The 21344-nt window shown below is 69.1% G+C and carries 23 protein-coding genes; 7 read left to right on the top strand and 16 right to left on the bottom strand.

The annotated features are described in order from the left end of the window. Nucleotides 1-58: 58 nt before the first annotated feature. The 8 genes from ACWDUA_RS08520 to ACWDUA_RS08485 form a co-directional block, all read right to left on the bottom strand. Nucleotides 59-685 (bottom strand): type II secretion system F family protein, encoded by a 627-nt coding sequence (locus tag ACWDUA_RS08520; RefSeq protein ID WP_449750575.1) that lies wholly within the window; start codon nucleotides 683-685, stop codon nucleotides 59-61. Continuing rightward, nucleotides 682-1515 (bottom strand): type II secretion system F family protein, encoded by an 834-nt coding sequence (locus ACWDUA_RS08515; protein ID WP_449750574.1) that lies wholly within the window; start codon nucleotides 1513-1515, stop codon nucleotides 682-684. Before ACWDUA_RS08515 ends, ACWDUA_RS08520 begins: the two co-directional genes overlap by 4 nt. Then, a complete protein-coding gene (locus tag ACWDUA_RS08510; protein WP_449750573.1) occupies nucleotides 1512-2681 on the bottom strand; it encodes a TadA family conjugal transfer-associated ATPase in 1170 nt (389 codons plus the stop codon). Before ACWDUA_RS08510 ends, ACWDUA_RS08515 begins: the two co-directional genes overlap by 4 nt. Then, a complete protein-coding gene (ssd, locus tag ACWDUA_RS08505; RefSeq protein WP_449750572.1) occupies nucleotides 2678-3736 on the bottom strand; it encodes a septum site-determining protein Ssd in 1059 nt (352 codons plus the stop codon). Before ssd ends, ACWDUA_RS08510 begins: the two co-directional genes overlap by 4 nt. Before the next feature lie 118 nt (nucleotides 3737-3854). Beyond that, a complete protein-coding gene (locus tag ACWDUA_RS08500; RefSeq protein WP_449750571.1) occupies nucleotides 3855-4649 on the bottom strand; it encodes an SDR family NAD(P)-dependent oxidoreductase in 795 nt (264 codons plus the stop codon). A 48-nt stretch (nucleotides 4650-4697) separates the two neighbouring features. Then, nucleotides 4698-5288 (bottom strand): carboxymuconolactone decarboxylase family protein, encoded by a 591-nt coding sequence (locus ACWDUA_RS08495; protein ID WP_449750570.1) that lies wholly within the window; start codon nucleotides 5286-5288, stop codon nucleotides 4698-4700. Next, nucleotides 5285-5809: a VOC family protein gene (locus tag ACWDUA_RS08490; protein WP_449750569.1), complete on the bottom strand. Its 525-nt coding sequence runs from the start codon at nucleotides 5807-5809 to the stop codon at nucleotides 5285-5287. The genes ACWDUA_RS08495 and ACWDUA_RS08490 overlap by 4 nt, the downstream gene beginning before the upstream one ends. An 86-nt stretch (nucleotides 5810-5895) precedes the next feature. Beyond that, on the bottom strand, nucleotides 5896-6660 hold the full coding sequence (locus tag ACWDUA_RS08485; protein ID WP_449750568.1) for an N-acyl homoserine lactonase family protein: 765 nt from the start codon (nucleotides 6658-6660) through the stop codon (nucleotides 5896-5898). Between the two features lie 137 nt (nucleotides 6661-6797). Here ACWDUA_RS08485 and ACWDUA_RS08480 point away from each other — a divergent pair, with 137 nt between their 5' ends. Together ACWDUA_RS08480 and ACWDUA_RS08475 are read left to right on the top strand one after the other, a co-directional pair. Further along, nucleotides 6798-7547 carry a TetR/AcrR family transcriptional regulator gene (locus ACWDUA_RS08480; RefSeq protein WP_449750567.1) on the top strand — a complete coding sequence of 250 codons (750 nt, stop codon included), beginning with the start codon at nucleotides 6798-6800 and terminating at the stop codon, nucleotides 7545-7547. A gap of 482 nt (nucleotides 7548-8029) precedes the next feature. Continuing rightward, nucleotides 8030-8908: an HAD family hydrolase gene (locus tag ACWDUA_RS08475; RefSeq protein ID WP_449750566.1), complete on the top strand. Its 879-nt coding sequence runs from the start codon at nucleotides 8030-8032 to the stop codon at nucleotides 8906-8908. A gap of 514 nt (nucleotides 8909-9422) precedes the next feature. On the opposite strand, the gene ACWDUA_RS08470 is transcribed toward ACWDUA_RS08475, so the two are convergent. Then, nucleotides 9423-10175, bottom strand: a complete 753-nt coding sequence (locus ACWDUA_RS08470) for an oxidoreductase (RefSeq protein ID WP_449750565.1) — start codon at nucleotides 10173-10175, stop codon at nucleotides 9423-9425. A 195-nt stretch (nucleotides 10176-10370) separates the two neighbouring features. Here ACWDUA_RS08470 and acs point away from each other — a divergent pair, with 195 nt between their 5' ends. From acs to ACWDUA_RS08455, 3 genes are all read left to right on the top strand, one after another. Then, nucleotides 10371-12323, top strand: coding sequence for an acetate--CoA ligase (gene acs / locus ACWDUA_RS08465; protein WP_449750564.1), 1953 nt, complete (start codon nucleotides 10371-10373; stop codon nucleotides 12321-12323). Between the two features lie 167 nt (nucleotides 12324-12490). Further along, nucleotides 12491-13021, top strand: a complete 531-nt coding sequence (locus tag ACWDUA_RS08460; RefSeq protein ID WP_449750563.1) for a phage holin family protein — start codon at nucleotides 12491-12493, stop codon at nucleotides 13019-13021. 3 nt (nucleotides 13022-13024) lie between these two features. After that, on the top strand, nucleotides 13025-14041 hold the full coding sequence (locus tag ACWDUA_RS08455) for an alpha/beta fold hydrolase (protein WP_449750562.1): 1017 nt from the start codon (nucleotides 13025-13027) through the stop codon (nucleotides 14039-14041). Here ACWDUA_RS08455 and ACWDUA_RS08450 read toward each other — a convergent pair. The 4 genes from ACWDUA_RS08450 to nth form a co-directional block, all read right to left on the bottom strand. Next, nucleotides 13983-15191, bottom strand: a complete 1209-nt coding sequence (locus tag ACWDUA_RS08450; protein WP_449750561.1) for a MarP family serine protease — start codon at nucleotides 15189-15191, stop codon at nucleotides 13983-13985. The two genes, ACWDUA_RS08455 and ACWDUA_RS08450, sit on opposite strands and share 59 nt — an antisense overlap. After that, complete coding sequence (locus tag ACWDUA_RS08445) at nucleotides 15188-15958, bottom strand: NUDIX hydrolase (RefSeq protein ID WP_449750730.1); 771 nt, start codon at nucleotides 15956-15958, stop codon at nucleotides 15188-15190. Before ACWDUA_RS08445 ends, ACWDUA_RS08450 begins: the two co-directional genes overlap by 4 nt. A 95-nt stretch (nucleotides 15959-16053) precedes the next feature. Then, nucleotides 16054-16857, bottom strand: a complete 804-nt coding sequence (locus ACWDUA_RS08440; RefSeq protein WP_449750560.1) for a TlpA family protein disulfide reductase — start codon at nucleotides 16855-16857, stop codon at nucleotides 16054-16056. Beyond that, nucleotides 16857-17633: an endonuclease III gene (nth, locus tag ACWDUA_RS08435; RefSeq protein ID WP_449750559.1), complete on the bottom strand. Its 777-nt coding sequence runs from the start codon at nucleotides 17631-17633 to the stop codon at nucleotides 16857-16859. The genes ACWDUA_RS08440 and nth overlap by 1 nt, the downstream gene beginning before the upstream one ends. A 136-nt stretch (nucleotides 17634-17769) precedes the next feature. Here nth and ACWDUA_RS08430 point away from each other — a divergent pair, with 136 nt between their 5' ends. Beyond that, nucleotides 17770-17982, top strand: a complete 213-nt coding sequence (locus ACWDUA_RS08430) for a hypothetical protein (protein WP_449750558.1) — start codon at nucleotides 17770-17772, stop codon at nucleotides 17980-17982. Nucleotides 17983-18118: 136 nt separating this feature from the next. Beyond that, nucleotides 18119-18793 carry a Crp/Fnr family transcriptional regulator gene (locus tag ACWDUA_RS08425; RefSeq protein WP_006373149.1) on the top strand — a complete coding sequence of 225 codons (675 nt, stop codon included), beginning with the start codon at nucleotides 18119-18121 and terminating at the stop codon, nucleotides 18791-18793. 251 nt (nucleotides 18794-19044) lie between these two features. Here ACWDUA_RS08425 and ACWDUA_RS08420 read toward each other — a convergent pair whose 3' ends face one another. Genes ACWDUA_RS08420 through ACWDUA_RS08410 form a run of 3 tightly spaced genes read right to left on the bottom strand, consistent with a single transcriptional unit; the run spans nucleotide 19045 to nucleotide 21339 of the window. Further along, nucleotides 19045-19881, bottom strand: a complete 837-nt coding sequence (locus ACWDUA_RS08420) for an MBL fold metallo-hydrolase (RefSeq protein ID WP_449750557.1) — start codon at nucleotides 19879-19881, stop codon at nucleotides 19045-19047. Between the two features lie 55 nt (nucleotides 19882-19936). Then, nucleotides 19937-21058, bottom strand: a complete 1122-nt coding sequence (locus ACWDUA_RS08415; RefSeq protein ID WP_449750556.1) for an SPFH domain-containing protein — start codon at nucleotides 21056-21058, stop codon at nucleotides 19937-19939. A gap of 53 nt (nucleotides 21059-21111) precedes the next feature. Continuing rightward, nucleotides 21112-21339 carry a hypothetical protein gene (locus ACWDUA_RS08410; RefSeq protein WP_449750555.1) on the bottom strand — a complete coding sequence of 76 codons (228 nt, stop codon included), beginning with the start codon at nucleotides 21337-21339 and terminating at the stop codon, nucleotides 21112-21114. Nucleotides 21340-21344 lie beyond the last annotated feature (5 nt).

The following is a 21344-nucleotide window of genomic DNA, read 5'->3' as shown; positions in this document are numbered from 1 at the left end:
GATGACCGACGATCTGCGGCCGTGATACTTGGACGCAGCGGAAGCCCGTTCGGCTCCCTCAGATTCCGCCGAGTGTTCGCGTCGCCAGTCCGATCACCACCGGAACGATCCCGAGACAGATGAACGCGGGCAGGAAGCACAGTCCGAGCGGACCGCTGACCATCACCCCGGCCCGCTCGGCGCGGGCCAGGGCGTCGTCGTGGGCCTGCCGGCGTACCGAGTCGGCCAGTCCGGAAACTCCCTGGGACAGGGCCGAACCCGAACGCGCGGAACGTCGCGCGAGAGTGGCCAGATCATCGAAGTGCACCGCGGGTCTCGCGTGGGTCCGCCTCCGGGCGAACCGACCGGCCGCAACGCCCTCGGTCACGGCCCAGGCACGGTCGGGGTCGGCGCCGAGTTCGAGGAGTTCGGCGGTGGCCGTCAGCGGCACGGCCAGCGACTCCGGTGCACTGCCCGCGGCGACCCGCGCCGCCGCCGACACCGGCAGCCCGGCACGAAGACACACCGCGAACAGATCGAGACATGCGGCGACCGCGAACGGATCCTCCACCGTGCGGGGCAGGCCCGGCCAACGGGGTTCGCCGGTCCGGCGGGGCGGTGGTCCGGTGACGCGGCACAGCCGCCACCGCGGGCCGGGCCAACACCAGCACGCAGCAGCGAGGCACAACAGGATCAGTGGGCTCATCGGGTGAGCACCTTGTCGGTGATCCGATCCGACCAGATCACCCCGGCGGCGACCAGCGCGGTGCCGACCACGAGCAGGATGCCACCGAGCCCGCCCCCGGTGAGCGTCTGCAATGGGCGCGCACCGGTGGCCTGTCCCAGCGCGATCCCCAGCAGGGGCAGTACGGCGAGGACGGTGGCGGTGGCCCGCGGTCCGGCCAGTCCGGCCCGCGTGCGTTCGGTGAACGCCCTGCGCGCGAGCAGGTCCGCACGCAGCGACTCGAGCAGGTCGGCGAGCGAGAGTCCGTGGGTGTCCGAGGTCTGCCAGGCCACCGCGATCCGTCCCCACGAGGTCTCACCGTCGTCGGCGAGATCGGCGGCGTCGGGGACACCGCCACCCAGCTCGGCGCGCCCGGCGAGGACGGCCAGTGCATCGGCCACCGCCCCGGGTCCCTCCCGCGCCGCCGCCATCTCGGCGGCCGCGGCCGCGCACGCGCGGGCAGGCGGAGCACCCACCGCGAGTTCGGCGATCATCAGCGACAACGCGGTCAGCAGGTCATCCCGCCTCCGGTCGGCGGCGTCGGTGCGGTGTCGGCCGCGGCGACGCCATGCGAGCAATCCGGCGAGGATTCCCCCGGCAACCGCCATCGACACCCCACCGATGAGCGTGGCGAGGGCGATGCCGGTCACTGCGAGCAGCGATCCCCGTGCCCGTGGAACCACCACCGGCACCGAGGTGCCCACCGAATCCGGTACCGTCGCGATCATTCGGTGGTGGGCTCGCCCCCGTCCCCACAGCAGCACCGCCGCGGCCATCGCCGCCGGGATCACGGCGGATGCCCATCCCGTCATCGTCCTGCCACCATCTGCTCGAACAGATGCCTGTGCGCGGTGAAGCCACTGCCGCGCAACCAGACCGGCACCACGCTGACCAGTCCGTCGGTGCCGCGGGAGAGCACTCCGATCTCGGCCAGGCCGCGCACCCCGTCGACGGTACGCGACACCCCCAGCACGATCTGGACGGCAGCGGCCAGCTGACTGTGCAACGCATCGCGACCCATGCCGCCGAGCGCGGCGAGCGCCTCCATCCGGGCGGGGACCTCGGCGGTGGAATTGGCATGCAACGTCCCGCCACTCCCGTCGTGGCCGGTGTTCAGCGCGGTCAGCAGATCGATCACCTCGGCGCCGCGCACCTCCCCGACGACGATCCGGTCGGGTCGCATCCGCAATGCCTGACGCACCAGTACCCGTACCGGGACCTCCCCTGCACCTTCGACATTCGCCGTCCTGGCCACCAGCCGGACGACATGCGGATGAGCCGGCGTCAGTTCCTGGGCGTCCTCCACGCACAGCACCCGCTCGGTGTCACCCATCTGCCCGATCAGTGCTCCGAGCAGGGTGGTCTTGCCGCTGCCGGTACCACCGACGATGAGAAACGACAGACGCGCGGCGAGGATCGTCCGGATCACCCCGACCGCATCGCCGGGAACCGCCCCGGAGGTGACGAGCGAGTCGAATCCCATTCCGGTGCTGCGAAGTACGCGCAACGACAGACACGTGCCGTCCACCGCGAGTGGCGGGATCACCGCATGGAGCCGCACCGTGTATCCGCGGCGGCCGAGGTTCGACAGCTGTCCGTCCACCCAGGGCTGGGCGTCGTCGAGGCGGCGGCCGGCACCGAGCGCGAGTCGGCCGGCGAGCCGGCGGACCGCGGCGTCGTCGTCGAAGGTGATGGGCGTGAGTTCCAGTCCCGCACCACGATCGGCCCACACCCGGTGCGGCCCGACGACGAGGATGTCGGCGATCGACGGTTCGGCGAGCAACTCCTCGAGCCGTCCGGCACCGGTCAGTTCGGTCTGCAGATACCGCAACGCCGACAACAGGTCGGTGTCGCCCAGTACGCCGCCGGATTCGGCCCGGATGGCATCGGCGATCAGCTCCGCGGTAGGTTCCGCGGCCGCCCCCGCCAACCGCGTCCGCACTCGCTCCAGCAGAGCCTCGTCACTGCGCCCGGTCATGCGGCCCGTTCACCGAGCCGCGCGGCCTGCACGATCGCGAGTGCCGCCCGACGCAGCGGCGACCGTGTCCCCAGACGGAGACGGCCGTCTTCCAGGGCACGCGGCAGTCGCGGGTCCGGGCGGTATGCGGTCAGCACCGCCATCCCGACCGCATCGGCGATCTGCGCTGCCCGCAACCCGCCCGGTGCGGGGCCGCGAACCGCCAGCCCCACCGCGACCGCGTCGTGCAGCAGCCTGGCCGCGACCTGCCGGGCGGCGGCACATCCCGCGACGGTCGCCGTGGTCACCAGCACCACCAGATCCACGGATTCGACGACGCCACGCACCACCGCGGAATCCGCACGGGGCAGATCCACCACCACCAGATCCCCGTGTGCGCGACCGGCATCGACCGTCGCCAGCACGGCGTCGGCGGTGACCGGACGCGGATCGTCGCGCCGCCCGGCGAGCACCGACAATCGATCACCGGCCGCCGGCAGCGCCCGGTGCAACGCCTGGCCACTCACCGTTCCACCCTCGAGAGTCAGGTCCTGCCAACGTAATCCGGGCCGGTCCTCGACACCCAGCGTCAGATCCAGGCCGCCACTCAGATCGTCGGCGTCGAGTAGCAGCACGCGTTCACCGTCGTCGACGGCCACCGATGCCGCCGCCGCCGCGAGCACCGACGCCCCAGCCCCGCCGTGTGCCCCGATCACCGCGATCCCGCCGCCTCCGGCGCGACGTGGCATCCGCAGATCGGTCAGTCGCCGGACCAGATGGCCCTCGTCGACGGGGAGTAGTGCCACCTCACCCGCACCGAGATCGATCGCCGCCCGCCACACCGCCGGCGGTGGCTCGCCCGCGGCCACGAGCAGCACGCCCTCCCGCCGTGGCACCGACGCCGCCCGCAACTCCGTCACCGCCTCGGGATCGGCCACCACCGCCCGCGCCCGCAACCACTCCGCACGGCACGACGCCGACTCCCCGATCACCATCCGGTACCCCGCGGCGGCGGCACACCGGGCGACGTCATCACGCAGATCCGCGTGGACAAGGACGAGAAGGGTCTCGGACATGCCGCCATCCTGCGCGCCCCGGCCACCGGAACCCGGTCATCGGCAGCCCTGCGACCGCCACGCTGTGGACGGCCGTCGAACTGTGGACACCGCGTGGTCGGCGGGTGACGGCATCGGGCTACAGCACGAGTCCGCCGTCGACCGGTAGCGTGACGCCGGTGATGAACTTTGCCTCGTCGGAGGCGAGAAACAGTGCGGCATAGCCGATGTCCCAGCCGGTCCCCTCCACCCCGAGCGGGGCCGCGTTCTTGCGCGCCTCGCGCATCCAGTCCGCCATCGGCGCATCGTCCTGATCGGGCCGCACGCCCTTTGCCCATGCATGCGGGGTGTAGACGGCGCCGGGCTGGATGCAGTTGACCCGGATGTTCTCCCGGCCGTGGTCGAGGGCGAGCGCCCGGGTCATGGCCTCGATCGCGCCCTTCGATGCGGCGTAGGTGGCCAGCCCACCACCCTTGCGGCTCGCCGTCGACGAGATGTTGATGATCGACCCGCCACCAGTGGCGGCCATCACCGGGATGACGTGGCGGGCGGTGTACATCGATCCGGTGACATTGATGCGGAAGACCCGTTCCCACTGCTCGTCGGTGACCTCACCGATCCGGCCCCACGCCTCGATCCCGACGTTGTTGTCCAGGATGTCGATCCGTCCCCAGCGACGAACGGCTTCGGCGACAAGCGCTTTCACGTCCTCCTCGTTCGCGACGTCGGCCTCGAAGACCGCGGCCTCGCCGCCCTCCTCGGCGATGGCGGCCGCGGTCACCTCGGCGGCCGCGATGCGGTTGTCCACCAACAGCACCCGTGCGCCCTCGCGGGCCATCAGGATCGCGGTGGCCTTGCCGTTGCCGAGGCCGTCCTCCAATGACCCCGCCCCGGTGACGATGGCGGCCTTACCGGCGAGACGTCCGGTACTCATATCTGTCCTTTCCTGACGCACGAGGCGTCCACGTAGGGGTCGCAATGGTCAGAACTGCTCGATGGTCACACCGAAGGTGTTCAGGAAGTTGCTGACCAGCTGGTAGAAACCGACGGTCAGGACGAGGGCGGCCAACTGGTCGACGTCGAGGATCGTCCGGGCGGCGTCCCGCTCGTCGTCGGTGAGCGTGTGCCGGTCCAGGAGCGCGTCGGCGAGTTCGATCAGGAGCTTCTCGGCCGGTTCGAGATCGTCGAGGACACCGGACCCCGCGGCGGCGATCGCGGCGTCGTCCAGCCCCACGGCGCGAGCGATGTTGACATGGTGGTGGACCTCGTACGGCGCCTCGTATCGGTGACCCACCCGCAGGATGACCAGTTCGCGCCATGCCGGTGGCAGGGAGTTGGCCATGAACATGTCGGTGGCCATGGCCAGGAACGACGGTGCGAGGCCGGGACTGTGGGTCACCATCCGATAGACGTGGATGTTGCCGCGCCGGGCCACCGCTTCACGCAGCTCCGCGGGCAGCGCGTCGAGGTCGGGCAGCTCCATCGGGGTGTTCTTGAGCGGGGTACCCGTCTCGCGGTTGCCGGTCTGGGGATTGTCGGTCTGGGGGTTGTCGGTCTGGGGGTTGTCGGTCACGGTGTCACTCGAATCGGGTCGGTGCCGTCCCAGGTGGCGGCAGTGTTCTTGATGTAGTCGAAGACCTGCCCCTTGGGGCCGCTGATGTCGGAGATCTCGATGACGGTCCCGGGGTCGAACTCGGTGGCGAAGTAGGCGAATCGGCCTTGCTCGCCACCGATGGCACCCTCGTGCAGGACGGTGAAGCCCGCGGCGATCGCGGTGTCGTACAGGGATTGGTAGTCGTCGGTCCAGTACGCGACGTGCTGGGCGCCCTCATGACCGGCGTTCAGGAAGTCGAGGTACCCGGACGGCGCGTCGTTGTGCTGCTGGATCAGTTCCAGTTGCACGTCACCGGAATTGGCCAGAGCAATACTCATCTGGACGGGCGAGTCCTCGCCGCGGTACCGGAAATAGTCGGTCTGGATGTCCTTGACGATGAACCACGGGCCGACGCCGAGTTCCAGCCATTTGTTGACCGAGGCGTCGAGATCTTTGACGACATAACCGATCTGGCGGATCTCGCCGAACAGTCGACTCATGTGATGTCCCTTCTATCTGCTGGGTGTACTGCTGATGAGCTGATGGAGGATGACCGGGTCCGGTGAGGCAGGGGCGATCCGACGGATCAGCCGAGACGCGCTGGAGCCTGGGGAACGGTCGCCCAGAAGTCGAGGTCGTGGCCGAACATGATGGTCGACCCTGCCGCCTGCAGGTCGCGGAAGTACTCGAGAGAGGCCATCGCGGACTCCGGGTCGGCGATCACACCCGGGAGCGTCAGCGTCGTCAGCGACTCCTGGAGGTAACAGGCGTCGCCGCACAGGACGAACTCGCCCGCGTCGGTACGGACCCGCGCCGACTGGTGACCCGGGGTGTGCCCGTACGTGGGGAAGAGCACGACGCTGCCGTCGCCGAAGAGATCGTGCTCGCCTTCGACCAGACGTCGGGGCTGACCCGTGTCGTAGTCGGCGTCGACGTACCCGCGCAGTTCTCCGCCCTGGTCGGCGGCGGTGACCTCGCGTCCCTGCACCACGACCTCGGCGTTGGGCGCCTGCGCGTTGCCGCCGCAGTGGTCGAAGTGCAGATGTGAATTGATGACGTGGTCGATCGATCCGGGGTCGATGTCGAGAGCCTGCAGCCGCGCGGCGAGATCCTCGCCGACGGTGTAGTCGAAGACGTGCAGCGCCGCGAGCAGGTCACCGACGTGGCCGGCGGGATCATCGGAGTCCTGGATGACCGGGCTCATGCCGGTGTCGAAGACGGCCCGGCCCCGTGGGTGCTCGATCAGATAGGAGGTGACGGGAACCTTGGTCTCGCCCTCCCGACCCGCCAACAGGATCGCGGTCGGGATGGTGACGTGTCCCAACGTCATCGCCGAGAGTTTGACTGTCATACTGCCCCCTTCGAACCGGTGTCACCGCAGGTCAGAGGCGTGCACCCGACCAACGGTTCCGGATATGTCTACGTCGTAGATAGAATGTCTACACGGTAGACTTAATTGCCACAAGGGGGTACGCGAGAATGCCACGCATGAATGTCGATCGGTCCGAGGGAACACCCACGGCGCCCACCCGGCCCCGGCGCGGCCGTCCACGGAAGTCGGAGGTGGGCCTGAGCAGGGAACGCATCCTCGAGACGACTGCCGGCCTGATCAACGAGGGCGGGACCGACAAGCTCACCATGCGTGCGATCTCGCTCGTCCTGGGTGTCGACGCGATGAGTCTGTACCGCCACTTCGCCAACAAGGACGAACTGCTCGACGGCGTCGCGCTGCGGTTTCTCGATGCCTTGCCACGGCCGACACCCACCGGCGACCTGGCGACCGACATCCGGGAACTGTCACTCGGATTCCGGCAGGCCGCGGCCGCCGAGCCGCAGGTGGCGGTGCTGTTGCTGACCCGACAACTCGGCTCGATGACCGGCCTGGCCCTGACCGACTCCGCCCTCGGGGTCCTGCGCGCAGCGGGCTTCACCGCCGACGACGCCGTACACGGCTTCCGGAGCGTCTTCGCCTTTCTCGTCGGCACCGTCCTCCGCGAGTCCTCGGTCGGCCCGACCTTCGCCGACAAGAACTTCGCCGACAAGAACTACCAGGTCGAGAACCGGGGTGGGCTGGTCGAGCGGCGCGACGAGTTGCTGTCGGCGGGCCTGCACAATGTCGCCGAATCGGCGAGTTCCCTGGCCGCACTCGACCATGATCGCGAATTCGAGTTCGGCCTCGACGTGCTGGTGGGCGGGCTCGAACGCCATCTCATCACGGCACGGCAGGGGCCGAGGTGACCACCGTGGTCACCGGCAATCGTGCCCCACTCCGGCCGATGTCCGGGCGCCTCGCCATCGCCGGGACATCGCGCTCGACCAGCACACGACAGGTGCCGAGGAAGCCACGCCGGGTGGCCCACTCGCGAACACCGGGTACGCGGACCTCCGGCGACCGATGATCCCAAGCAGCGAGCAGTGGATGTTTCGACCCCCAGATAGAGGACGACCCCGGCCAGGGGGGGAGGAGGCCGGGGTCATCGCGCTTCAGCCCCGGGGGGTCGGGCTGAAGGGCACCGGCCCGAAGACCGGATAACACGACTATACACTTTCGACGCTTCTCCGCAAACACACCGAGCAAACGATACGACTTGCCGATTTCGTATCACTGCCTGCGGGTTTACTGCAGGAAGGTCACTTCGATGTCCGTTTCGCCGAGTCGTGAACCACGAGATATCCGAACTCGACTTATAGTGCCCGTCGGCGTCGTACCATCTGCCCGTGTGAGCGACGGTCGCCTCTACCACGCCCCTGCTTCCCGGGCTGCAGCTTTCTTCGATCTGGACAAAACGGTCATCACCCGATCGAGCGCACTCGCCTTCGTCCCGCACTTCTACTCTGCGGGACTGCTCGACAGACGGACCCTGGTCCGCTCGGTCTACGGCAATGTCGGGCTCGGGATCGAGCACGACCGCAGCCGCGTCGAACGCCTGCGCCGGTCGATCACGAGCATGTGCCGGGGCTGGGACGTCGACGAGGTCGGCCGAATCGTCGCGGAGACACTGCAAGACGTGGTCACCCCGCTGATCTACGCCGAGGCCGAGGACCTGATCGCCGACCACCGCCACGCCGGCCGCGATGTCGTCCTGGTCTCGGCGTCCGGTATCGAGTTCGCCGCACCGATCGGCGCGATGCTCGGCGTGGACCACATCCGCGCCACGGTGATGGCCGTCACCGACGGCCACTACACCGGCGAGATCGAATTCTATTGCTACGGAGAGCGAAAGGCGGAGGCGATGCGCGGCCTGGCCACCGAGCACGGCTACGACCTCGCGGCGAGCTTCGCCTTCTCCGACTCCATCACCGATCTGCCGATGCTGACCGCCGTCGGGCACCCGGTGGCGGTCAACCCCGACCGCCGGCTGCGCCGCCACGCCGAGGAGAACGGCTGGCCGATCCTCGACTTCACCCCGAGCGCCCCACGACGCCGCGATCGCACCGATGCGGGCCCGGCGATCGCGGCGGCGACGATGGTCGGGGCAGTGGGTGCCGGAGTGATCGCGGGATGCGCCCTCGGTCGGCTCCTCGGCTCCCGCCGACCCGGCGGACGGCGGACCGACACGCCGGGGACCATCTCGCAAAGTCGTTGCGCACCAGCGTGATCAGACCCTCCAGAGCGGTGGGTACGAACTTCGTCGCCTTTCCCCTTGATGTGATCGCGGTCACGGTGTAGAAAGGGTCTTACGGAAATCTCGGAAGGCAAAGTTCGATCCGGAAGAGAAGGGCCGAACCCCCTCTCCGAGCACTTCCCAGCACGGGCGGCAAGTACCCACGCGGAGCGAGCCACCTAAAGGCACAAGTGTTGTGCGCCTGCGATATCGCGGCATCTTGACGTGACTCTGGATGGCAGCGCCTCGACCCTCGGACAGCGCCGACGACATCATCTGATGGCGTCGTGATGGGCACGAGAATGGCTGCGCCGGAAAGAGATCCACCAGAGATGGGGCGCGGTCCCTCGCCGAGGCGATACCCACAACCCACCAAGCACGCTTGGTAACTTGGGTCCGTGCTACGCGGGCGGCGACCGGTCACAGACCGAGCGCCGCCCGCAGTGCGTTCCGGAGCAGGTTGCGCCCCCACGCCTTCGGCCTGATCGCCTTCGGCCCGATCGCCGGCTCAGCTGCGCGCGGCGTCGGCGATCGATCTCGCCTCCGCGGCCCCGCCCGTCAACGCCTCGCAGGAGAAGATGATCCACGCCGCGAGCGCCTCCGCGCGACCGGTCCCGAATCCCGCCGACAACGAGCGGTACTCGCCGAGACGCTTGAGCCAGGTCACCTCCGGCACACCGAGGTTGTGCGGGTCGAGACCCGACGACGTGCACACCAGCCGGGATGCGGCACGGGCGACGACACCGTTGGCGGTCGGGAACGCCTGCACGCTCAGCAGTTCGCCGTGCACCACCGCGGCGAGGACCGGGGCGGCCACCGACGTGGCACCCGTGATCAGCTGGGCGAGCAGGTCCAGACGGGCGGCCACGTCGGCGCCGGCGCGTGGACGACCCAGTTCGTCGGGATCGTCGACGAGGTCGGCGGCGGCCAGCATGTGCAGGCGCGCGAAGGCCTGCGCGGGGGCCCGCCGGAACACCGCGGTGAGCGAATCGAGCGCATCGCCGTCGAGCGCCTGGGCCACGCGCATGGCACCGGCCAGGATCGGGTCGTCGAAGTCGCCGTCGCGCCGCAGTTCCACACTGCCACCGTCGATCGCCGCCGACGACCGCCCGGCCCGCCACGACGCCTCGGTGGAGGTCTTGTCCCATCCGCGCAGATTGGCGGGGTGACGATGCACCGCGCCGAGGGCGTCCCGCGCCTCGTCGGCCGCCGGCCGAACGCCCGGCAGGTCCAGCAACGGTGCCAACGGATCGGTGCTCACATCTGGTCACCCTAATCGCGCACGAATGCGCCGTTCATCGAGCCCTGCCTCCCTTTCACCGCACGTGGGGGCCCATCCCCTTCTGCAACGGCCATCCAACGTGACTACCCTCACAATGAGAATCCCTGCGAGGTCGCATCACCGTGGCCGTCGCACGCCGGACGAATTGCCGATCAGCGAAAGGCCATGCACACGATGACCGCATCTGCCCCACAGACCGTCCCCGGTTTCCCGCCGACCCCGGAGTTCGCCGCCCAGGCCAACGGCACCGCCGAACTGTACGACCACGCGGATTCCGACCGACTGGAGTTCTGGGCAGAGCAGGCCCGGCGCCTGGACTGGGACACCGATTTCGGGCAGGTCCTCGACTGGTCGGACGCCCCCTTCGCCACATGGTTCGTCGGCGGCACACTGAACGTGGCGGTCAACTGCGTCGACCGCCACGTCGATGCCGGCAAGGGCGACCGCGTCGCGATCCACTGGGTCGGCGAGCCCGGCGACTCCCGCGACATCACCTACGCCCAACTCAAAGACGAGGTGTCCAAGGCCGCCAACTACTTCACCGCGATCGGCCTCGTCGCCGGTGACCGCGTCGCCATCTACATGCCGATGGTGCCCGAGGCGATCATCTCGATGCTCGCCTGCGCCCGCCTCGGCCTCACCCACTCGGTGGTGTTCGCCGGATTCTCCGCCGGCGCCCTGCGCTCACGCATCGACGACGCCTCCGCCAAACTCGTCATCACCACCGACGGCCAGTACCGGCGCGGCCAGCCCGCCCCGCTCAAGACCGCCGTCGACGAAGCCCTCGGCACCGGTACCGACGCCGCCGCCTCGGTCGAAAAAGTCCTCGTCGTCCGCCGCACCAACCACGACCCCGACCTGCCCTGGGTCGACGGCCGCGACGTGTGGTGGGACGACACCGTCGCCGAACAATCCCCCACCCACCAGGCCGAGTCCTTCGACGCAGAGCACCCCTTGTTCCTGCTCTACACCTCGGGTACGACGGGCAAGCCCAAGGGCATCGTGCACACCTCCGGTGGCTACCTCACCCAGGCCTCCTACACCTTCCACTACGTCTTCGACCACAAAGAGGGCCGCGACGTCTTCTGGTGCGGCGCCGACATCGGCTGGGTGACCGGCCACTCCTACCTCGTCTACGGCCCCCTCTCCAACGGCGCCACCGAGGTCATCTACGAAGGAACCCCCAACTCCCCCGACGAACACCGCCACTTCGAGATCATCGAGCGCTACGGCGTCACCATCTACTACATCGCCCCCACCCTGATCCGCACCTTCATGAAGTGGGGCCGCGAGATCCCCGACGCCCACGACCTGTCGTCGGTGCGCCTGCTCGGCAGCGTCGGCGAGCCGATCAACCCCGAGGCCTGGAAGTGGTACCGCGACGTCATCGGCAGCGGCACCGCCCCGATCGTCGACACCTGGTGGCAGACCGAGACCGGCGCCATCATGATCTCCCCACTGCCCGGCGTCACCGCCGCCAAGCCCGGCTCGGCGATGAAACCACTCCCCGGCATCTCCGCCCAGATCGTCGACGACAACGGCAAACCCGTCACCCACGGCGAACAGGGCTACCTCGTCCTCGACCAGCCGTGGCCGTCGATGCTGCGCGGCATCTGGGGCGACGACGAACGCTACCGGGAGACCTACTGGTCACGTTTCGCCGACCAGGGCTGGTACTTCGCAGGTGACGGCGCCCGCTTCGACGACGACGGCGCCCTGTGGGTCCTCGGCCGCGTCGACGACGTCATGAACGTCTCCGGCCACCGCATCTCCACCGCCGAGGTCGAATCCGCCCTCGTCGGCCACTCCGGAGTCGCCGAGGCCGCCGTCATCGGCGCGGCCGACCCCACCACCGGCCAGGGCATCGTCGCATTCGTGATCCTGCGTGAGGGCGTGGAGAACACCGGCGACACCCTCATCGCCGAACTGCGCCAACAGGTGTCCATCGAGATCTCCCCGATCGCCAAACCCCGCGAGATCAACGTCGTCCCCGAACTGCCCAAGACCCGCTCCGGCAAGATCATGCGGCGCCTGCTCAAGGACGTCGCCGAAGGCCGCGACCTCGGCGACACCTCCACCCTGGTCGACCCATCGGTGTTCGAGGCCATCCGCGCCAAAAAGGCCTGACCCTGCAGCCGTCTGACGGCCCATGAACAGGTGCGCCACCGGAAGCCCCCAATCCGGTGGCGCACCGCTGTGTCGGCCCCGATGGGCACGCCGCCGTGTCGGTGGCCGAACACGCCCCCGGGGTGGCATGGCAACATATGCCCCACACCCCAGATACGGAGGATGCTGTGAGCCGAAACGAGAACGGCCAGTCTGCACCGGCAGGCCGACCGGTCCCCGCCATCCCGCTGTCCGATGCAGATCTCGGGCCCCGCGGCGAACCGAGCATCGGCAACCTGGTCAAAGACGCCACCGCCAGCATGTCGACCCTGGTCCGCGCCGAGGTGGCCCTGGCGAAGGCCGAGCTCGTCGGCGAGGCCAAGAAGGCCGGTGCCGGTACCGGCGCACTGATCGTCGCCGGCGTCACCGCGCTGTACGCCAGCTTGTTCTTCTTCTTCTTCCTGGCCGAGCTGCTCGACGAGTGGCTGCCGCGCTGGGCCTCGTTCCTGATCGTCTTCGTGTTGCTGGTCGTGATCACCGTGGTGGTGGCGATCGTGGGTTACCTGTTCTTCCGCAAGGTGCGCGGCCCGAAGAAGACCATCGAGAGCGTCAAGGAGATCTCGTCGGTGCTGCCGACGTCGGGCTCCACCACCGGTCACGTCCAGGCATCGGTGCCTGCGGCCGACCATCCGAGGATTCCGCCCGCCCGCGAAGGCTGACGGGTGACCGCACCCGATCCGTCGACCGTCCGGCTCCCCGGGGCCTGGCGGCATCTCGACGTCCGCGCCAACGGGGTGCGGTTCCACGCCGTGGAGGTCGGGCAGGTCACCGCCGACCGCCCGCTGGTGCTGTTGCTCCACGGATTCGGAGAGTTCTGGTGGAGCTGGCGTCACCAGTTGACCGCGCTGACCGAGGCCGGATATCGGGCGGTGGCCGTGGACCTACGCGGCTACGGCGACTCCGACAAACCCCCACGCGGATACGACGGCTGGACGCTGGCCGGCGACACCCACGGCCTGATCCGCGCGCTCGGGCACACCGATGCAACGCTGGTCGGGCACGCCGACGGCGGCCTGGTCTGTTGGGCGACGGCCACCCTGCATCCGCGCGTCGTACGCCGGATCGCGGTGATCGCCTCCCCCCATCCACGGGCGTTGCGGCACGACGTGCTGTTCCGCGGTGATCAGCGGTCGTCGTTCCTCCCCCGATTCCTCTACAACCAGCTGCCGCGCCTCGCCGAGAACCGCCTCACCCGCCGCGACGGCTCGTTCATCGCGCGCTACCTCACCGGTCTGTCCGGTGAGGCCTGGCGGGCCACCGACGACTTCGCCGAGGCGCTCACCCGCAACCGCTCGGCCATCCAGATCCCGTACGTCGCCCACTCCAGTCTGGAGTACCAGCGGTGGGCCTACCGGTCGCAGTTCCGACCCGACGGCATCCGGTTCATGCGGCTGATGCATCGGCAGCTGCACATCCCGACGCTGTCGCTGCGGGGCACCGACGACCCGTTCATCACCGAACACGCGGCGCGTGCCGGCCGGGTGTGGGCAGATCCGCTGACCCATGTCGAGATCGCCGGCAGCGGACACTTCGCGCATCAGGAACAGCCGGACGCGGTCAACGCCGCGCTGATCGAGCTCCTCGAGTCGCCGTCGGATCCGCGGGTCGGCGCCGACCGGGTCACTCGCGGACGCAGGCTCCGGTCGCGACCGGCCGATAGCGGTCCTGCGCGATCGTGAGGTCCTCCCGGACCTCCGCGGCGGTGAGCACATAGCCGGTCTCGTCGGCCGGGTTCTCCGACGTCGCGAACACCACCCCGAGCACCTCGCCGCGGGTGTTGATCATCGGACCACCGGAGTTGCCCTGGCGGATGACCCCGCGCACGGTGTACACCTCACGGGTCACCTGTCGGTCCTGATAGATGTTGGCGGTCGGCAGGTCCCGGATCTCGCGGATGCGCACGGCGGTCGCCAGGAACGGACCGGCCTGCGGATAGCCCATCACGATGGCGTCGTCGCCACTGCTCCCCGGACGGGAGGCGAAGTCGAGGGCCGGGGTGTCGAGTCCGTCGACGCGCAGAACCGCGATGTCGGTCGCGCTGTCGAAGAGCACCACCTCGGCCTCGTAGGTGCTCGGGGTCACGTCCGCGCCGTCGGACTGTTCGATCCGGACCGAGTCGGTGCCTGCGACGACGTGGGCGTTGGTCATCACCAGACCGGGGGCGACGACGAAACCGCTTCCCTCGAGTGCCTGTCGGCACCGGGGCGCCTCGCCCTCGATCTTCACCACACTCGCCCGCGTCTGGCGCACCGCCTTCGAGTCCTCGAGGGTCGCGTCGGGCGGCTCGACGACGCTCTCGTTGGTCGACCGGATCACGCTGGGCAGTCCGGAATCGCCGAGGAGCCGTTCGAACTCCTGTCGCGGCTTCTCCGACAGCCAGGCCGGTGCGGCGCGGTCCACCGCGCCGAGCACCTTCGACCCCTCGATCGCCTGGGTCAGTGTGGGCGAGTTGGCGCTGACCAGCAACGTCGACAGCAGCCACGCCGCCACCAGGACGGCCAGCGCCTGCAGCACCAGGCCGACGCCGCTGTCGACGGCGCGCAACTCCCGGGACCGGATGCCGCCGCGGGCCGCGTTGCCCAGGATCATGCCGGCGACCTCGCCGATCACCACCAGGGCCACGAGCACCCCGACCCCGGCGAGCAACTGCATCGTCTGGTCGTCGATGCGCTCGATCACGTGGGGTACCAACAGGATTCCGGCGAAGGCACCGAGCAGCACACCCAGCACGGCCAGCGCCGAGGCCACCGCACCCTGGCGATAGCCGCTGATCGCGGCGAGCAGCGCCAACCCGACGACGATGACATCGACCCAGGTCGCCGCACTCATCGACGTCCCTGACCGTCGGGGTCGGCGAGGTGGTGCAGGTGTCGCGGGTGGACGGCGGCGAATCCGGACTCCTGACGGCTGCCGGCCAGCTCGATCATCGCGTCCAGGGGCCGGATGTCGGAGTGGTCCCACGGCCGGTCCCAGCCGGCGGCGTCGCTGATCGCCGCGATGAGACCGCCGGTGAACCCCCAGACCAGCAGGCCGTCGACGAAGAACGCCGGCCCGAGGTAGTCCTGTCCGCCGATCACCTCCCGGCGCACCTGGAAACGGTTCTCGGGGGCCAGGAGTTCGCGCAACGAGACCCGGACGACGCGCGCGGTCTCGCCCTCGTCGACCACCCCGACGGGGCTCGGTGCGCTCCAGTGCGCGACCACCGGGGTCACGTCGAAGCCCGACGGCGGGACGGGGAAGGTCGGCAGGGTCGCCAGGATGTCGACGCCGGTCGCCGACAGCCCGGTCTCCTCGTCCGCCTCGCGCAGCGCGGTACCCACCGGATAGTCGTCACCCGGATCGAAGCTGCCGCCGGGGAAGGCGACCTGTCCGCTGTGCTGGCGCAGGGTGGCGGCACGCTCGGTGAGCAGGACGTCGGCGTCGGCGGGAAGCCCGCCGGGATGGGTGGGGTCGGCGTCCCAGGTGCCGGCGATCAGGATCAACACGGCCGCCGAGCGGCGCGACGCACCGAACATGGTGGCCCAGCGGTCGCGGTCACCGCCCCGGTTGAGCACACTCTCCCGGACCGCGGCGACATTGTCGGTGAGCGGACGCATCCACGGCGGGATCGCCTCCCGCGCCACCAGCGGGCCGATGTGGGGTTCCGGGGGTGTGCCCCGGTTCTGCCCTGGTGTGTCCTGCTGCCCGGTGCTCACGTGGTCACCCCGGTGGCGTCACGGACGGCGTCTGCGATCTGCTGGGGATCCTCGAAGACCTGCGGTGCGACCTTCGCGATGGTGCCGTCGGCCCGCAGGATGATGGTCGACGGGAAGACCCGCGGCGCCTGCAGGGCGGCGGCGACCATGCCGTCCTGGTCGAGGACGGTCGGCAGGTGCACGCCGAGCTCGGCGAGGAATCGCAGCACCAGGTACGGGTTGCCGGCGCCTTCACGGGCGTGCACGGTCAGCACCGTAACCGCATCCCCGGCGCGGCGGGCGTATTCGGCCAGGACCGGCAGTTCGCGGCGGCAGGGCTGGCACCACACCGCCCACATGTTGATCACCACGGGCCGGCCGGCCGTACCGGCACCGAGGTCGTAGGGCGCACCCGACGCCAGACACGGTGCGACGACGTCCGCGAGCACTGCTCCCGCCCCCACCGGCACCCCGGTCTGCGGACACGGGGCGAGCGCGGCGTCGGCGCGGGCCCGGGCGAGTTCGGAGTCGTCGACCTGCAGGTCGGTGGCCGACAATGCGCCCGAGGGCCGCACCTGCACGTCCGACGACGTGGTCTGCGACTCGCCGCCGCGGGGCCAGATCGCCACCACCAGTGCGATGATCACGATGAAGAAGACCAGCGTCCAGCGTGCCGCCGGCGGGAACCGGGAGGCATGCGATCCACCGGTGCCCGGCGGTATCGGGGTGCCGGCGGATCCCGTGTCGGCCCGGTCGGTGTCGGCCCGTTCGGGGTCGCCCCGATCCGGGCTGTCGGGATCAGGGTTCGACGTGTCGTCCATCAGTCCCCGATTCCCGCGAGGGCGAGGAGGTGCTCGGTCTCGGGACCCTTCACCAGGGCCGCGGCCTCACTCTTGTCCATCGGACCGGTTCCCACCGACGGGCAGTCCTTTCCCAGGATGCAGACCCCGCACGCGGGTGTGCGGGCGTGGCATACGCGCCGGCCGTGAAAGATCACACGATGCGACAGATCGGTCCATTCCTTGCGTTCGATGAGGGCGCCGACGGCGTGCTCGACCTTCACCGGATCGGTCTCCTCCGTCCACGCCCAGCGACGTACCAGTCGGCCGAAATGGGTGTCGACGGTGATACCGGGCACACCGAAAGCATTGCCCAACACCACGTTCGCGGTCTTCCGACCGAAGCCCGGGAGGCTGACGAGATCCTTCAGCCGGCCCGGTACCTCACCGTCGTACCGCTCCACCAGAGCCTGCCCGAGTCCGAGGATCGACGTGGCCTTGTTCCGGTAGAAGCCGGTGGAACGGATCATCTCCTCCAGCTCGGTGCGGTCGGCCTGCGCGTAGTCGAGGGCCGTGCGATAGCGCGCGAACAGCGCCGGCGTGACCTGGTTCACCCGCACATCGGTGCACTGGGCCGACAGGATCGTCGCCACCGACAACTCGAGCGGAGTGGTGAAGTCCAGTTCGCAGTACACATGCGGAAAGGCCACCATGAGCGCGCGGTCCATCCGGCGCGCACGACGGACCAGCCCCAGGTGGGTTTCGGTCCTGATCCGCGTCGGCGGTGGCACCGACGCCGGCACCTTGCGCTCGGCCATCTGATCCAGGTTAGCGATTCCGGCCGGGTGGACGTTCCGCGGCGTGGGTCACGGCAGGCGACCGTTAGGTCACAAGTGGGTCACCACGGCGCTTCCGGGTTGGGAGACACCGAACAGGTTGTGTTTACTGTTCCCCATGCAAGGACTTGCCGTGCTGTTGTTCCCGGCGGTGCTGATGCTCTTCGCACTCGGGATGGAGAAGGTCCAGGCCTGGACCGACCGGGTGGCGGTCAACCGCGACAACGTCGAGGAGTTTCTCCAGGCCACCGACGCCCAGGGGGTGGACACCCTCGCTCGCGAGGGAATGCCCGCCGCCCTCGAGGAGCTCCGGACCCGCCGAGCGGGCTGAGCGTCCTCGCCGGATACACGTTCGTAAAGACCTGCCAGTGACCCATTCAACACATATGCTTGGGGCGAGAGTAGCGTTGCAGGTGGTGTGCCGTTCCGGGTACGCCACCGGTTTTTGAGTGAGAAGGGACTCCTTGGTGGAGGAAGTACTGGCGCGGGCGGGCATATTCCAGGGCGTTGAGCCCTCGGCCGTCGCGGCACTGACCAAGCAGCTTCAGCCCGTCGACTTTCCCCGCGGACATGTGATCTTCCACGAGGGCGAGCCCGGCGACCGGCTGTACATCATCCTGTCCGGCAAGGTGAAGGTCGGTCGTCGTTCGCCCGACGGCCGTGAGAACCTGCTGACGATCATGGGCCCGTCGGACATGTTCGGCGAGCTGTCCATCTTCGACCCGGGCCCCCGGACCTCGTCGGCGACGACGGTCACCGAGGTCCGCGCGGTATCGATGGACCGTGACGCCCTCCGTGCGTGGATAAAGGATCGTCCGGAGATCGCCGAACAGCTGCTCCGCGTCCTCGCCCGCCGCCTGCGTCGTACCAACAACAACCTGGCCGACCTCATCTTCACCGACGTGCCCGGTCGTGTCGCCAAGCAGCTGCTCCAGCTCGCCCAGCGTTTCGGCACCCAGGAGGGTGGCTCGCTGCGCGTGACCCACGACCTCACCCAGGAAGAGATCGCCCAGCTCGTCGGCGCCTCCCGTGAGACCGTCAACAAGGCGCTCGCCGACTTCGCCCAGCGCGGATGGCTGCGACTCGAGGGCAAGAGCGTGCTGATCGCCGACAGCGAACGGCTCGCCCGCCGCGCACGGTAGCTCGGCGCCGGCTCCGCCGTCGCGGGCTTGCGCCCACAAGCACCACACCGCAGTTCTGCGTCGGCTCCGCCGTCGCGGGCTTGCGCCCACAAGCACCACTCTTCGTCGTCACCGACATCGTCGCTCCGCTCCGCCGCTTCCTCCTGCATCGCGGCGCGGCGCAAACGATGTCGGTGACGTCGCTGTCTCAACAGCTCTGCGCCGGCTCCGCCGTCGCGGGTCGGTGACGTTCGCTTGTCCGGAGTCGGTGCCTACTCGTGCTCGCGGAGGTACTCCAGCTGGGCCCTGACCGACATCCGCGCGGCCGGCCACAGCTTCGAGTCGACGTCGGCGTACACCTTGCGGACCACCTTCATCGGTTTGGCCTTGCGGGCCGAGATGCCCATCTCGTCGAGAGCAGCCTGGATCTGGTCGAGCCGCTCCTCACGGTGCGCCTTGTAGAACCGCGCAACCGGCTCCAGCGTCGGATGGTCGGGGCCATGGGCGGGCAGCAGCACCGCGTCGGCGCCGTCGACGATGAGGCGGTTCAGCGATCCCATGTAGTCCCGCAGGCTGCCGTCCGACGGATCGATCACGGTGGTCCCGGTCCCGAGAATGGTGTCGCCGGTGATCATCGCGCGATGACCGTCGAGTTCCACCAGGAAGCTCACCGAGTCACCGGTGTGCCCCGGGGTGTAGAGCACCGTGATCCGCAGCCCGGCCACGTCGATCACCTCGCGGTCACGCAGCGGCGCACCCTCGCGGCAGTGTTCACGCAGGCGTGCGCGGGTGGGTGCACCGGTGCGTTTGTGGAGCGCGTCGATTCCCCCGGTGTGGTCGAAGTGCCGGTGGGTGATCAAGGTCAATGCCACACCGGGCTGGGCCGCGAGCGCCTTGACATGCTTCTTGTGCCGCGGCGGACCAGGATCCACGACGACGCATTCCTTGCAGCCCGGGGCCCGCAGAATCCAGGTGTTGGTGCCGTCGAGCTCCATCACACCGGGGTTGTCGCACAACAACACCGAGGCATACGGCGTGACCTGACGCAGCTGCCCGTACGCAGGATGTGTCGGCACGGCCGGGGTCTCGGGGGTACCGGGGTCGGTCATGGCCACAGCCTAGTGTGGCCGGGATACCCCGACCACACCGGCCGTGACGCCGACCTCACCGCTCGCGGCCCGGATCGTCCTCATGATCGACGACCCGCGGTGCGATCTCCTCCTGGAGGCTGCGCAGCAGCGCCGCACCCTGGGTGACCACGCTGGTCATCAGCTCGTTCACACCCTCCGCGCCGTTGAACACGGTCAGGTTGGAAGTGCCGAGTCCCTTCGCCGCCTCCGCCACCAGCTGCGGCAACTGCTCGATCAGCTGCTGGTCGAGGGCGATCCGATTGTTCTTGGCGGCCGCCGCCGAGGAGATCTCCACCGCCTGCGCCTGGGCCTCGGCCAGGATGCGGGTACGACGGGCCTCGGCCTCCGCGGGCTTGACGACCTCCGAGATCAGTTGCTGCTCACGCAGATCCGCCTGGGCCTGGGCGAGCAGTGACTGCTCACGGATGATCTCCTGGGTCACGCGGGCCTCGGCCAGCGGACCGGCCTGGGCGGCCTCGGCATTCGCCTTGTCGGTCTCGGACTTGATCCCGGCACGCTTGATCGCGGTCTCGCGCTCGTAGTCGGCCTGGTTGCGCAACGACTCCTGCTGCGCCTTGGCCGCCTCCTGGTCGGCGCGCGCCCGCTCGACCGCCGCCTCACGCTGCACCTTCGCGATGTTCGGCGCGGCAAGTGCGTTGATGTAGCCGGAATCCATGTCGTCGATCGACTGGATCTGGAACGAGTCGACGACCAGTCCGATCGATCCCATCTCGCGCTTCGACGCCTCGAGCACCTGCCGGGCCAGGGTGTCACGTTCCCGGATGATCTGCTCGACCGTCATCGAACCGACGATCGACCGCAGATGACCCGAGAAGACCTGCCCGGTCAGCTGGTTCATCTCGGCCTCCTGCTCGGAGATGAACCGCTGGCCGGCGTTGACGATCGACACGACGTCGGAACCCACCTTGTGCGCGATCACCGCGCGAACATTGAGCTGGATCCCCTGCGTGGTCACACAGACCTCGCGAATGGTGGCCTCGTGCAACGCCATCGACAGGAAGCGCACCTTCCGGAAGAACGGCATCACCCATTTGCCGTGTCCCACGACCACCTCGAACGGCGCCCCGCCCTCACTGGCCTTCTTGCCGGAGATCAACATCGCCTCGTCCGGCTCCGGAACGTTGTAACCGAGCATCGGTCCTCCTCTGCGTCAATCGGATACAGAATGCCGGGAAGCGCCCCACGTGGTCACCGGAGATCCGCCGAACGACCGACGGACGGCGGTGCGATCCAACGCTCCACCTCCACGATCCGCCCGGGCGACACCGCCACCACGAGAACCGACCGGTCCACCTCGATCGGTTCACGGCCACGCGCCAGGAATCGTTCGGTCCCCCCGGCATACGGCAACTCCACCTCGCCGAGCCGATCGCCCCCGGGAATCGCCAGCGTCACCACCCCGATCGTCCCGATCACCGGCG

This window comes from Gordonia sp. NPDC003376 (genome assembly GCF_053589235.1).
This window is presented reverse-complemented; position numbering and strand designations above follow the sequence as displayed.

Coding starts and splice junctions, on each gene's coding strand:
- ACWDUA_RS08490 (WP_449750569.1), bottom strand. CDS start 5,809: ATGAGTCGACTGTTCGGCGAGATCCGCCAGATCGGTTATGTCGTCAAA.
- ACWDUA_RS08500 (WP_449750571.1), bottom strand. CDS start 4,649: ATGAGTACCGGACGTCTCGCCGGTAAGGCCGCCATCGTCACCGGGGCG.
- acs (WP_449750564.1), top strand. CDS start 10,371: ATGACCGCATCTGCCCCACAGACCGTCCCCGGTTTCCCGCCGACCCCG.
- ACWDUA_RS08445 (WP_449750730.1), bottom strand. CDS start 15,958: ATGCGTCCGCTCACCGACAATGTCGCCGCGGTCCGGGAGAGTGTGCTC.
- ACWDUA_RS08450 (WP_449750561.1), bottom strand. CDS start 15,191: ATGAGTGCGGCGACCTGGGTCGATGTCATCGTCGTCGGGTTGGCGCTG.
- ACWDUA_RS08515 (WP_449750574.1), bottom strand. CDS start 1,515: ATGACGGGATGGGCATCCGCCGTGATCCCGGCGGCGATGGCCGCGGCG.
- nth (WP_449750559.1), bottom strand. CDS start 17,633: ATGGCCGAGCGCAAGGTGCCGGCGTCGGTGCCACCGCCGACGCGGATC.
- ACWDUA_RS08415 (WP_449750556.1), bottom strand. CDS start 21,058: ATGCTCGGTTACAACGTTCCGGAGCCGGACGAGGCGATGTTGATCTCC.
- ACWDUA_RS08520 (WP_449750575.1), bottom strand. CDS start 685: ATGAGCCCACTGATCCTGTTGTGCCTCGCTGCTGCGTGCTGGTGTTGG.
- ACWDUA_RS08510 (WP_449750573.1), bottom strand. CDS start 2,681: ATGACCGGGCGCAGTGACGAGGCTCTGCTGGAGCGAGTGCGGACGCGG.
- ACWDUA_RS08485 (WP_449750568.1), bottom strand. CDS start 6,660: ATGACAGTCAAACTCTCGGCGATGACGTTGGGACACGTCACCATCCCG.
- ACWDUA_RS08430 (WP_449750558.1), top strand. CDS start 17,770: ATGCAAGGACTTGCCGTGCTGTTGTTCCCGGCGGTGCTGATGCTCTTC.
- ssd (WP_449750572.1), bottom strand. CDS start 3,736: ATGTCCGAGACCCTTCTCGTCCTTGTCCACGCGGATCTGCGTGATGAC.
- ACWDUA_RS08420 (WP_449750557.1), bottom strand. CDS start 19,881: ATGACCGACCCCGGTACCCCCGAGACCCCGGCCGTGCCGACACATCCT.
- ACWDUA_RS08480 (WP_449750567.1), top strand. CDS start 6,798: ATGAATGTCGATCGGTCCGAGGGAACACCCACGGCGCCCACCCGGCCC.
- ACWDUA_RS08440 (WP_449750560.1), bottom strand. CDS start 16,857: ATGGACGACACGTCGAACCCTGATCCCGACAGCCCGGATCGGGGCGAC.